Below are 12,264 nucleotides of genomic sequence, written 5' to 3'. Positions count from 1 at the left end.
ATCGACGCCCCCAAACACGCATTCAGGAATTCATTGACCAAGGATCATTCACGCGAATTGAGATCATTTTTGGATTAATGCGGCCAACTGGGGGATGTCGGCCAGAGGGAATGTGAGTAGTTTGGACCCATGAGGCGGTTGGGGCGACACATGATCGCGGATGTCAGCGGAGTAGATCGATCGCTCGAGGAGGCCGAGGCAACACTGTTGCTCACCGACATGGCGCAGGCTTGCGGGGCAACTGTGATCAAAATTGACACACATCAGTTCGGGGAAGGCCATGGTCTGACCGCCATTGCCGTACTGGCCGAGTCGCACATCAGTTTACATGAGTGGCCTGAGTACCAATTCGTTGCGTTCGACATTTTCGTCTGCGGCGCAGCCAATCCGGAGCGGGCGGTCGGACTGATCAGGTCCCGATTTCCGAGCGCGCATGTCGAGACCCGGTTCCTCGATCGTGAAAGCCGATGATCGGACTTCCAGCCGGGTAGACCGCCGGTCTCAGTTCAACAGCCGATCTTGTGGCACTATCTCCCGCCCGACCCACGACGGCGATCGTTTCCCGGCATCATTGGACGGATCGTGATGGACGAAAAGAGTATCTCGGTTGTCAAAGAATCGCGTGATGGCGACCTGCGGGTGATTGCGTTGCCGAGTGAAGTCGCGTCTTTTGCGGCGCACGGCTACGCCGTCTATGTCGAGAGCGGGGCCGGGGATGGCCAACACGTCTCCGATGACGATTACCGAGACGCCGGTGCGAAGGTCGTCGACACCGAAGAAGCTTGGACCGTGAGCGATATCGTCTTCAAATGTCGCTGCCCGTCGCCTCTTGAGTATCGCTATTTTCGGCCCGGATTACACCTCTGCGCGACATTCTACCTCGGCGACAAGCCGGAACTGGCGGCCGTGCTCACCAGCCAACGTGTCTCCGCTTACTCGTACGAGATGTTCGAGGATGACGACGGGTCCTTTCCCCTTATGACGACGGACTCCGAGGTGGCCGGACACATGGCGGTCATCTACGCCGCCTACCACTTGCAAGATCAGTTGGGTGGTTGTGGAAAGATGTTGGGTCGGCTGCCCGGTGTCGATGCGCCGCGCGTCCTCGTCATCGGTCACGGGAATGCCGGAGGCGCCGCCGCTCGAGCCGCAGCGGCGCTGGGCGCCGACGTCACCGTGGTGGGAAAGTCGCGAATGCGGCTTCGTCGATTCGCCGCCACCATGCCGCCGAACGTCTCCTGCGAGCTCAACACGCCCGAGCTTCTTGCCGAGCTCGTTCCGCAGTGCGACGTCATCATTGGCGCGATCCGCGTTTCCAACTATGGGACCGAACCGATCGTGACGGACAACATGGTGGCCGAGATGCGACCTGGCTCGGTCATCGTCGACGTAACCTGTGGTTACGGCGCCGGATACCTGCCGACCGCGGACCAGCGCACCCGCGAGCTCACCGAGGCGTACCAGCGTCACGGCGTGATTCACATCAAGAACGACTGCATGCCCAAGCTCGTCTACCTGACGGCAACGGCGGCGATGACCCAAACGGCTTTTCCTTATCTGCTCGCACTCGCTGAGTCGGTCTACACCGGGGCGCCGGATCGCATCTCCCAACGCGGCCTGGTCACCAAGGACGGCGTCGTCGTCCACCCCCACATACAACAAGAACTCCAACTCCGTGACGGCGCACTCCGATGAGCGCGCCGGTGGAATACTGGTGGGATTCGGCCCCAGAGCTCGTCGAGCCACAGTGGCAGACGGTCACCACGGCATCCAGACTCGGTCCGTTCAGCGGTGTCACGACCAATCCGATGCTTCTCCGCGAGGCCTACAAGCGACATCCACTGGCCGGCCGGAGCAGGTCAGGGTGGGATCTCTACCTGGCTTGCGGCGCTCGTTCGGCCGACTATCTGGCGTCCCGTCGACTTTCGATTCCCATCTGCATTCAACTCGATCCCCGGTCGGCGTTCGACGCACCAGCCATGCTCCGCCAGGCGGCCGAAATCCGTGATCGGATGCCGAACGCCACAATAAAGGTGCCGCTGACCCGCGCGGGAATCGACATCATTCAAGCTCTCGTGGCGGCCCGGGTCTCCGTCAACGCCACCTGGGGCTTCACGGTCGCCCAGCTCGCCACCGCGGCACGCACCATCGCCGATGCCACCGACCCGCAGCTCGAGGGCCCGCCTTCCGCGGCTCGACCACGACACGTCCTGACCCTAATGGCGGGCCGCATCGGCGAGCTGGGTCTTCGCCCACACGTCGGTCATGAGCCACGGCTGCTCCGCGGAGCGGAGTGCGTCGTGTTCGAAGCCGCCTACCATTCGCTCCGCCGCTACCGAACGGCGACCACACTCCTGGCCTCTTCTCTTCGTGGCGGCCCCGGTGCGGATTGCTGGCACTATGGGGCAATGATGGATCGCGAGGTGATCGTCACACTGCCGCCGTCATTCCTTGGCCAGCAGGGATTGCCCGCCTTGGACGTGCATTACGGTCGGATCGACAACGAAACCCGGGAACGGGTGACAAGCAACGGCGTTGTCCGGCGATACGTGGCCGAAGACGGTTACGAGCCACCCGAGTTCGACCGGCTGGCGCCGCTTGTCTCGACCCGTGACGAAGCAATCCACGCCATGGAGGACTTCGAGAACCTGGCATCCCATGGGTAGCTTCGAAGATCTGGCCAGCTTCTACGATGTCGATTACCCCGACACTTCGGATCACGTTTTTCTCCGGCGGCTCGTCTCGGCCCTCGACCCGCACCACCTGCTGGAGATTCCGTGTGGATCCGGTCGGAACATCGTGCCACTGCTTGCGGCTACTTCGCGGTACGTGACGTTCGCGGACATCGCCGAGGGAATGGTGGAAGAAGCCCGAAGACGGATTCCGGAACCCGAGCGCGGGCGTGCGCGGGCCGTCGCCGGTGATATACGGTCGTGTCACGAGATCGGCGTATTCGATCTGGTGATCTGCCCGCGAGAAGCATTTCAGTTGCTGGACCGTTCCGCTGCGGCACGGGCACTCGAATCGATGGCGGCGGCTATCTCAAGCGACGGATTCATCGTCATCGACATCTTCGGCTTCGTTCGGGAGACGGCCGCTCCGTCAGACGCGAAACCAGACTATTTTTCGCCGAATGCGCAAGACGATTGGGTCGTGGACTGGACCCGGGCGGCCGCCGATCGCGATCTCACCGTCACCCGCCACCGGCGTCAGCGTTTTACGGCCACCGGCGTCAGCTTCGAGATGCGCTACGAAATACGAAATCCAGCGGAAGTAAAGCCGCGAACCGCGCGGGTCGAGTTTGATGTGACAAACTACTCGCGCGATGAGTTCCGCCGGCTGGCCGGTGACAGCGGCCTTGATGTGCTGATGACCTTCGCCGGATATACCGCTGCCACCACCGTGGCCAACTCACTGCGTACGGTGTTCGTCCTCGGCACCGACCGCTCCGAGGAGGCGGGCAAGCGCCTGGAACGAATTCGCGACGATGTCACCGCCGATAGTCGGATCTCCGAACCCCGCGGACCGGATGCCCGCTGACCTGGCTGCCATCACGTCGGCCGGCGAATCGCCGATCATCCACGCACCGCGCGGGGACGCGTTCAACAGTCGGAGAGCCAGCAGGATCGGCTCCGGACTCGGCTTCAGGTAAGTAGTGTCCTCGCTGCCGACTACTACCGAGAAGTGATGATTCAGGCCGTGCCGCCGGAGGTACGGAACCACCAATCGCTCCCGGTACGAAGATGTGACTATCGCCTTCGGGATGTCGGAAAACTGCTCGACAAAATGCTCAAAGCCGCGCGTCGGCGGACATTCGAGGTACGCCGAGTGAATTGAACCGACCAGCTCGTTCTCGAGGGCGACCGCATCGGCATCGGACAAGGCGGGCAGGACCTCTCGCCATTCACTCACCAGAACACGGCTCAGCGTGCGGTCATCGAGCTCGAACCCCCGGGCGGCGAAGCACCGCCGGGTCACCTGACGCCAGATTTGCGCCGTGTCGGCGATGGTTCCGTCGAAGTCGAACAGTAGACCGGTTACAGCTTCTCGAACGCCCACAACACAACACCGCCGTATGTGTCGTGACCGCGAACGGCGACCTCTTCGAGATGCCGTACCAGCAGCCCCATACCGGAACCGATCGCCCGAAGGGTTTGTTCGGTCACGAACGAGTAGTCACGTTTCTGCAGGTCCGGGTGCCGGATCCAGTCAGCTCCGATGACCCGACCGCCGGCCCGGACGGCCGACGCGGCGTTCCGGAAGCAGTCCCGGTAGCCGGACTCCGAGCCGGCGATGGCAAAACAGCCGAAGGCAGTCACCAGATCGTAGTCCGAGCGGGTCAGGGTGCTCGGCCAGGGCTTGAGTGCGTCGAACACGAGGTACGAATCGATGGACCTCCGCAACCGCTCCACTCTCGTCGGTGGAACTCCGAACAAGCCGGCTGCCTGGTAGTAACACTCCGGGAGTGGTTGAGGCGCGGAGAGAAATTCTCTGAGAACGACAAGGGCCTCCGGTTCCACATCGGCGGCGGTCGTGCGAATGGTCCCACCCGTGCCGAGTATCCAGAACAAGGAGGCGGTTCCGCCACCGACATCGAGGCGACGTCCCCGACCGGAATATTTGCGTACCATGTCGAGTATTTCATAGGATCCCATGCCGTGGATGAATGGGCCTGAATACTCCCGCGCGAGGTATTGCCGGAACACGGCGATCCTGTCCTGATCAAGGACTTGCACCGAATCGAGAGCACGGCAACCCGGATCAAGATCGTCACGCCATTCGATGATCATTCGACACCAATCGGGTGCGGCAATGCTAATCGCGCCGTTGCCATTGATTCCATACTACCCGGCCGTGCGCGGCACCGCAGCCCGACACCGTACAGCGACTCGTCAAGGCCGGTTGGCACGCCGCGCCGCCGCGCCGACGATCAAGGAACGTGGAGAGATACACTCGGAAAAGAACGAGCACAGCAGCGTGCCACAAGCGAATTTCAAGACCCCTGGGTCGAGATCTTCAGGTGGCGGTTCGTGGGCATGTTCATCGGGCCGTTCGACCAGCTTGCCGCTGAACAGTCGGCGCCGGCCCGGGACCGGCAGGGAAAGCCTGAACGGAGAACACCATGCCGTGGATCCTGTTGTTCGGCGCGATCACCGCCGAGGTCGTCGCCACCTCCGCGCTCAAGCTGAGCAACGGACTCAGCCGGCTCGCCCCCACCGTCGTCGTCGCGATCGGCTACCTGCTCGCTTTCGTCCTGCTTGCCTTCGCGGTACGGCAGCTGCAGGTCAGCATCGCCTACGCGATCTGGTCCGGCGTCGGCACCGCAGCCATCTGCGTGATCGGAATGGTCGCCCTCAACGAGCCGCTGACCGCGGCCAAGGCACTCGGGGTCCTGATGATCATCGGCGGCGTGGTGACCCTGAACCTCGCCGGTGCGGAGTGAGGCTCCGACCTGGGCGACCATCAGATGTCCACATCGCACAGCGCCCACGGCCGGGTCCGGGTGTGACCGGAAGGGTGACCAGGCGGCCGGTCACACCAGCCGGGCGCGTAGGTCGCGTTTGAGGATTTTGCCGGCGGCGGAGATGGGGAGGTGGTCGACGAAGTGGATTTCGCGTAGCCGTTTGTAGGGGGGTACCTGGTCGTTGACGGCGGTGATGAGCTCGTCGGCGGTGAGGGTCGGGTGGGCTGGGACCACGAAGGCGACGGGCAGCTCGCCGACGGCGGGGTCGGGTCGGCCGACCACGGCGGCGGCGAGCACGCCGTCGTGGGCGGCGAGCAACTCTTCCAGCTCGCGAGGGTAGACGTTGTATCCCTTGTAGAGGAGCATGTCTTTCTTGCGGTCCACTATGGACAGGTAGCCGTCGTCGTCGAGGATGCCGATGTCGCCGGTGCGTAGCCAGCCGTCGACGAGCACCTCGGCGGTGTCGTGGGGGCGGTTGTGGTAGCCGGCCATGACCTGGGGGCCGCGGATGCAGACCTCGCCTCGCTCGCCGGGCGGCAGGGGCGCGCCGGGGCCGTCCGGCATGATCCGGACCTCGGTGTCGAAGATCGGCACCCCGACGGTGCCGATCTTGCGCAGCCCGCTGCGGTGGGTCGGGCCGCCGGTGGCTCCCATCGTCACCTCGGTGAGCCCGTAGCCCTCGCTGATCACCGCATGGGGCGCCAGCTCGTGCAGCCGCCTGGTCATCTCCACCGGCATCGGCGCCGCGCCCGAGCCGATGCCGCGCACCGACGTCAGGTCTCGCTTGCCGATGTCCGGGCAGGCCAGCAGCGCCGCGAACAGCGCGGGAGCGCCGCCCATCGAGGTGACCCGCAGCCGCTCGGCGTCGGCAAGGTAGGCGGCCGGGTCGAGGTGGTCGTGCAGCACCAGGGTGGTGCCGGTGAGCACGGTCGCGTTCAGCCCGGCGATCGTGCCCATGGCGTGGAACCACGGGGTGAGGTTGATGGCGATTCCGGTGCCCAGCCGGACCGGCCACTCGTCCGGCGGGCCGACCTGGTCGAGCATCAGCCCGCCGCCGGAGTCCAGCGCGGGCACCGAGCCGGTCGCCCAGCAGGCGTACTGCAGGGTGTTCACCACGACGTTGCGGTGCGGCAGCCGCACGCCCTTGGACACCCCGGTGGTGCCGCCGGTGTAGGCCAGGTGGGCGAGGTCGGTGTGGACGTCCACATCCACGCCGGGCGGGGTGTCCGGCTGGCCCTCGCACAGCGCCGGCACGTCGGCCGCGCTCAGGGTGCGCACGCAGCCGGCGTCGGCGATCTGCGCGGCCGCGGCCGGTTCCGGCAACCACGGGTTCACCGGCACGAACACCGCGCCGGCCAGCAGCACGCCGTAGTAGGCGACCGGGTACTCCAGGCAGTTGGGCATGCGCAGGGCCACCCGGTCCCCCGGCCGGACCCGGTGCGCCAGCAGCCCGTTGGCCAGCCGGGCGGCGCGGGCGGCCAGCTCGGCGAAGCTCAGTTCCACGCCGTGGTGGGCAAAGGCGGTCCGGTCGGCGAACCGGCGCGCCGAGCCGGCCAGGATGGCCCAGGCAGGCACCTCGGGGTAGGAAAGCGATCCGGTGAACCCGGGCGGCCAGTTCCGTGCGCTCCGCTGCATCGACGCTCCCAGGTGGACGGTTGACCCCCCGGCCGGGTACCTGCCAGTCGATGGAACACCATGGGGATCTGTTTCACAAGCGGGCCGGCGATTGTGCCGATTGCGGCGGATGATAAGCCGGCATCGCTCATGCCCGCGCCGAACCGCACCGTTTTATTGCGCTGGTCGCGCGGACGGTATATTAGCCGACCTGCGCAATTGCGGCCTGAGGTCGGTAGTCGGAGGAGCAGGAACCCCGGTGGGAGTCGTCGGTACGGGTACGTCCATAGTCGATCTCGTTGGCCGCCATGAGGAGTTGGCTCGGTTGCTCCGGCTGGTCGAGTCCGCGGCCGGTGGTCACGGGGCGGCGGCGTTGGTGGGTGGGGAGCCGGGGATCGGAAAGACGTCGCTGCTGGATGCGGCCGCGGCGGAGTGCCGGCGGCGGGGAATGCGGGTGTTGCGGGGAACGGCGGAGGAGCTCGAGGAGCGTCTCCCGTTCGCCGCAATCGGCTCGTGTCTCGGGATCAGCGAGGCGTCACCCGATGCGGCGGTACGGCGGATCACCGAGTTGATGCGGGGCGATGCCGCGTTGGGGGTGACGGCGCGGTCCGGCGCGGCCAGCCAGGAGTACCTGATCATCGAGGCGATCCTCGGTCTGGTCGACGAGTGGTGCGCCGACGGTGCGGTGGGGCTGTTCCTCGACGACCTGCAGTGGGCCGACGCGGCGAGCTTGCGCGTGCTCAACCGGCTGGGGCGGGTGATCGGCCAGTTGCCGCTGTTCATCGGGGCGAGCTGCCTGCCGCTGCCGCGCAGCGAGGAGCTCGCGGGTCTGCTGCGCGGCTTGGACGCCCGCGGGGCGCTGTCCGTCGCACTGGGGCCGTTGCCCGACCCCGCGGTGGAACAGCTGGTTGAACGGCTCGTTGGCGCCCGGCCGAGTGCCGAGCTGCTTGCCATGGTGCGGGACGCCGCCGGCAACCCGTTGTACATCACCGAGCTGGTGACGGCATTGTCGCGGCAGCACCGGATTCGCGTCGTCGACGGCACCGCGACGTCGACCTCGCGGGACGGCTCGGTGGTGCCGGCGTCGTTGGCCGACATGATCCGCCACCACACGGGTTTGCTGTCGCCGCGGGCCCAGCAGGTCCTCCCGGTCGCGGCGGTGCTGGGGTCCGGGTTCAGCGTGACCGAGTTGTCGATGGTGCTCAACGAGCCGCTGTCGGCGCTGCTGGACATCGTCCGGGAGGCCATCCAGGGCGGGCTGCTCGTCGACGCCAGCGATCGGCCCGACCTGATCTTCCGGCACGACCTGATTCGGCGGGTGCTTGCCGACAGCCTGCCCGAGTCGGCCCACGTCGCGATCCATGCCCGCGCCGGGCACGCACTGGCCGCGGCGCATGCACCCGCCGAGCGGGTCGCCGAGCACCTGCTGCAGGGTGGCGTCGTCGACGGGGCGGCGCTGGACTGGCTCGCCGGATCGGCCGAAGCGCTCGCGGTACGGGCCCCGACGTTGGCGGTGGATCTGCTCCGCCACGCGGTGTCGGTGTCCGACCCCCGGGACGGGCGCAGGGAGGTGTTGCGGTTCCACCTGTGCCGCGCGCTGCAGTGGGCGGGACGACCCGTCGAGGCCGAGGAGGCGATCGGTGAGGCGCTGGCCCACGACCCCGACCCGGCCAAGGAGAGCATCCTGCGCTGGCTGCTCGCCCTCGCCTGGTTCGCCCAGGGCAGGCTGGACGACACCGTCGGGGAGTGTGCGTCGGTGCTGGCCACGGGCCGGCTCACGGCGGCCGAGACGACCCGCTTCCAGGGACTCATCTCGCAGTGCCATTTCCTCTGCAGCCGATTCGACGAGACGACGGCCATGATCGAGCAGGCAAGGCGGACCGCGGCTGCCGGCGGGGTGGAATGGGCCGCGGTCAACGCGATCGACGTGCTGTCCGCGGTGTACAGCTCGCAGCAGCGAAGCGAGCAGGCCCTGGCGGCCGCCGAGGAAGAGCTGTCGATCCTGGCGGCATTCGAAGGGAAGTATCCCGACCTTCCGTTCGGTGTCGCGCCGCACATGATGAAGGGGTGGAGCCTGGCCGAGCTCGACCGGCTCATCGAGGCCGACGAGGCGTTCGAGGCCGGGATGCGTTCCTGCGAGCGCACCGGCAGCCCGCTCCTTGCGATGTATCACGCTTCCCGGGCGACACTTCGTTTTCTCGACGGCCGGTGGGACGACGCGCTGGCCGAGATCCGCGCGGGGCTGGACATTCCCGATCCCATGATGGTGGCCGCGGTACCGTTGAACAGCCTTGCCGCGTTGATCGGCATTCACCGCAACGATCGCGCGGTCATCTCCGCCACGGCCGCCTGGCCGCAGGACGTCCCCCCGGCAATGGCGTTCACCGTGTTCTGGCACAAATGGGCATTCGCGCTCGCGCTGGAGGCCGAAGGCGACCTCGTGCGGGCCTTCGACCTGTTGTTCACCTATTGGGACCGGGGCTCTCCGTTGCCAAGGGCACACATGCATCACCTCTGCCCGGACCTCGCCAGGCTGGCCATCGCGCTCGACCGGCCGGACGTGGCCAGCCGGGTGGCCGAGGAGCTGGCCGCCCTTGCCGCCCGGGAGACGAAATCGGCGGCCATCCAGGGCACGGCCGCCCTGTGCCGAGGCCTGGCCGACGGTAACGTCGATCGGCTCACGGCCGCCGTCGCCGCCTACCGTCGGGCGGGCCGCCCGCTCTACCAGGCGCACGCGTATGAGAACGCCGCCGTTCTGCTTGCCAAGGGTCGGCGCAGAAGCCAGGCGCGCGCCGCGCTCGACACCGCCGTCGACCTCTACGCCGGGCTCGACGCCGCATGGGACGCGGGCCGGGCCGGGCAGCGAATCCGGCAGGCGGGTGTCCGCGGCGGTGTCGGTGGTCCTCGCCGCCGGCCCAAGACCGGTTGGGAAGCGCTCACCCCGACCGAACGCAGGGTTGCCGCGCTGGTCGCCGAGGGGCAATCCAATCCCGCCATCGCCACCCACATGTTCCTGTCCCGGCGCACGGTGCAATCCCACGTGTCGAGCATTCTCGGCAAGCTCGGTTTGACCTCCCGAGTCGAGCTGGCCGTCTTCGCCACCGCGCGGGACAGCGCCGAAGGCTAAAGCGTCTTCACCGCGCACAACGCGACGCCGGTCGATTCCACGCGGGACCGTCCGGTGCCCGTGGTGTCCTCGATCAGGCACAGCACTCCGACGACGTCCGCCGACTCGTCACGGAGCGCCGAAATGAAGCTGGCCAGGGTATATCCGTGGATCACCTCGTCGTCGACGATGAGCACCCGTTTGCCCTGCAGCTGGCCGGAGGCCAGGACCTCACCACGACCGAGCGGCCACGCCAGGTGATACGGCAGGCCGGCCGCAATTGCGACGGCGATCGTGGGAATGATGCCGCTGGCGCCCAGCCCGATGAGGACCTCCGGAACGACACCGGGGCGGTAGTCGAGCCAGGCTCCCCACAGCGTGCTTCCGGCGACCAGAAGTTGATGTGGCGCAACGGGCCGGTCGATTCCGTCGAGCTCGTGCGCGATTCGCTTGGCCGGCCGTTCCGGCGGGAGATCCACGTGCAGGATCCGACACGCCAGCATGTCGATTTCCCTCGGTGTCGCGGCCTCGTTCACGCAGGTCACCATCCGACTTCTGTCCAGCAAGCAGCCAAGCAAAGGTCAAACTCTCAGCACGCGGCCCGAGAAACATCCGCCATCTGACCCATGTTTCGCCGGCGACGAGCCGGAAGGCTGGACGCGTGGCTCGCGATTGCAGCCGGGCGTCGTCGGACGCCGCGGACACGTCTCATCGCCTCCCCCTCCACCGCATCGCCGTACCGGCCGTGGGGCCGCCGCGGCCGCTGACGCTGCCCGCCGGTGCGCGGGCCTGGCAGGTGACCCGCTACCAGGAGGTACGGCGGGTGCTCACCGACCCGCGGTTCACCCGGGTCGGCATCTTCGGCGCCGGGGCCGCGGAGGACGTCATCGAGGCGCCGAACGTGATGACCGAGGAACGCAGCATCCTCAACGTCGGCACGGCGGATCATCATCGAATCCGGCGCCTGGTGCAGCGGGCGTTCACCCCGCGGCACATCGCCACGTGGCGGCCATGGGTGGCCTCGGTGATCGACGATCTGGTCGACGCGCTGATCAGCGCCGGTCCGCCGGCCGACCTCGTGCCCGCCTTCACCGCGGCGCTGCCGATGCGGGTGATCTGCCGGCTGATCGGCGTGCCCGCGGCGGATCAACCCCGGCTGCAGGCCTGGGGCAGTCGCGCGATGTCGCTCTCGGCCTTCTCGGCCGAGGAGGTCCGCTCTGCCATGACCGAGTTCGCCGACTACGTCGGCGACCTGGTCGCCGCCCGGCGCGCCCAGCCGGGTGACGATCTGCTCACCAGCCTGATCACCGCACGCGACCACGGCGACGCCCTCACCGACGGCGAGCTCGTCAGCCTGGTCCGTGACCTGATCGTCGGCGGTCACGAGACCACCATGACCGCACTGGGCAACTCGCTGATCGCTCTGCTTGACGATGACCGCCGACACTGGCAACAACTCGTGGCCCGACCCGACCTGGCCGCCACCGCCGTGGAGGAGCTGCTGCGGCGCGTGCCGCTCGGCGACGGAATCACCGAAGCCGGGCTGCTCCGCCGGACCACCGAGGACGTCGAGCTCGGCGGCGTGCACCTGCCGGCCGGCTCGATGGTGGCCGCGGGCACCGTCTGCGCCAACCTCGATCCGGCGGTCTACCCGGAGCCGGACGAGCTCGACATCACCCGGCGGCCCACCACGCCGATCATGACCTTCGGGGCCGGCCCGCACAACTGCCTCGGCGCCTGGCTCGCCCGGCTGGAGCTGGAGCTGAGCCTGCGGCACCTGGCGAGGCGCCTGCCGAGCCTTCGGCTCGAGCTCGCCGTGGACCGGTTGCCCTTCACCACCGGCCTGATGACCCGCGGACCCGCCACCCTGCCGGTCACCTGGTCCCGGCCAGGCAATGGAGCAACGGCATGAGGCTGCGGTCCCTGCTGTCCGGGGTGCTCGCCGTGGTGCTGGCCGCCGGGTTGGTGGGGTGTGGCGGCCGTTCCTGGTCGGGTGGCGTGCCCGGCAGGGTGACTTTGACCTGGTGGGACTACTTTGGTTATGCGCCGGCCGCCGACCGGGCGATCACCGCGTTGCTCG

10 protein-coding genes and 1 pseudogene are annotated in these 12,264 nt (G+C 67.4%); 7 read left to right on the top strand and 4 right to left on the bottom strand.

Features of this window, described 5'->3' with window-relative positions; translation table 11 throughout:
- Positions 1–150: 150 nt before the first annotated feature.
- The 4 genes and pseudogenes from speD to VGX25_RS02275 all read left to right on the top strand — a co-directional run.
- Positions 151–471 carry an adenosylmethionine decarboxylase gene (speD, locus tag VGX25_RS02290; RefSeq protein WP_326915844.1) on the top strand — a complete coding sequence of 107 codons (321 nt, stop codon included), beginning with the start codon at positions 151–153 and terminating at the stop codon, positions 469–471.
- Positions 472–585: 114 nt separating this feature from the next.
- Entirely contained in the window at positions 586–1,695 is a 1,110-nt protein-coding gene (locus tag VGX25_RS02285; protein ID WP_326915913.1) for an NAD(P)-dependent oxidoreductase, read from the top strand.
- Entirely contained in the window at positions 1,692–2,666 is a 975-nt protein-coding gene (locus tag VGX25_RS02280; protein WP_326915843.1) for a transaldolase family protein, read from the top strand. The genes VGX25_RS02285 and VGX25_RS02280 overlap by 4 nt, the downstream gene beginning before the upstream one ends.
- Positions 2,659–3,054: pseudogene (locus VGX25_RS02275) on the top strand (class I SAM-dependent methyltransferase); the annotation flags it as partial. The gene VGX25_RS02280 and the pseudogene VGX25_RS02275, both read left to right, overlap by 8 nt.
- Positions 3,055–3,411: 357 nt before the next feature.
- On the opposite strand, the gene VGX25_RS02270 reads toward VGX25_RS02275, so the two are convergent.
- Together VGX25_RS02270 and VGX25_RS02265 are read right to left on the bottom strand one after the other, a co-directional pair.
- Complete coding sequence (locus VGX25_RS02270; protein WP_326915842.1) at positions 3,412–4,059, bottom strand: HAD-IA family hydrolase; 648 nt, start codon at positions 4,057–4,059, stop codon at positions 3,412–3,414.
- Positions 4,038–4,790, bottom strand: a complete 753-nt coding sequence (locus VGX25_RS02265; protein WP_326915840.1) for a hypothetical protein — start codon at positions 4,788–4,790, stop codon at positions 4,038–4,040. Before VGX25_RS02265 ends, VGX25_RS02270 begins: the two co-directional genes overlap by 22 nt.
- Before the next feature lie 332 nt (positions 4,791–5,122).
- On the opposite strand from VGX25_RS02265, the gene VGX25_RS02260 reads away from it, so the two are divergent.
- Positions 5,123–5,443: a multidrug efflux SMR transporter gene (locus tag VGX25_RS02260; protein ID WP_326915839.1), complete on the top strand. Its 321-nt coding sequence runs from the start codon at positions 5,123–5,125 to the stop codon at positions 5,441–5,443.
- A 90-nt stretch (positions 5,444–5,533) separates the two neighbouring features.
- Here VGX25_RS02260 and VGX25_RS02255 read toward each other — a convergent pair whose 3' ends face one another.
- Entirely contained in the window at positions 5,534–7,099 is a 1,566-nt protein-coding gene (locus tag VGX25_RS02255) for a class I adenylate-forming enzyme family protein (protein ID WP_326915837.1), read from the bottom strand.
- A gap of 109 nt (positions 7,100–7,208) precedes the next feature.
- Between VGX25_RS02255 and VGX25_RS02250 the strand changes: the two genes are divergently transcribed.
- Positions 7,209–10,205 (top strand): helix-turn-helix transcriptional regulator, encoded by a 2,997-nt coding sequence (locus tag VGX25_RS02250; RefSeq protein ID WP_326915835.1) that lies wholly within the window; start codon positions 7,209–7,211, stop codon positions 10,203–10,205.
- Here the strand turns inward: VGX25_RS02250 and VGX25_RS02245 are convergent.
- On the bottom strand, positions 10,202–10,687 hold the full coding sequence (locus tag VGX25_RS02245; protein ID WP_326915834.1) for a phosphoribosyltransferase family protein: 486 nt from the start codon (positions 10,685–10,687) through the stop codon (positions 10,202–10,204). The two genes, VGX25_RS02250 and VGX25_RS02245, sit on opposite strands and share 4 nt — an antisense overlap.
- Positions 10,688–10,845: 158 nt before the next feature.
- Here VGX25_RS02245 and VGX25_RS02240 point away from each other — a divergent pair, with 158 nt between their 5' ends.
- Positions 10,846–12,096 carry a cytochrome P450 gene (locus tag VGX25_RS02240; protein ID WP_326915832.1) on the top strand — a complete coding sequence of 417 codons (1,251 nt, stop codon included), beginning with the start codon at positions 10,846–10,848 and terminating at the stop codon, positions 12,094–12,096.
- The last annotated feature ends 168 nt before the right edge of the window (positions 12,097–12,264 follow it).

It is taken from the genome of Actinophytocola sp. (assembly GCF_035942955.1).
Lineage (GTDB): Bacteria > Actinomycetota > Actinomycetes > Mycobacteriales > Pseudonocardiaceae > DASYTH01.
The sequence above is the reverse complement of the archived record's forward strand: the minus strand, read 5'-3'. Positions and strand labels throughout refer to the sequence as shown.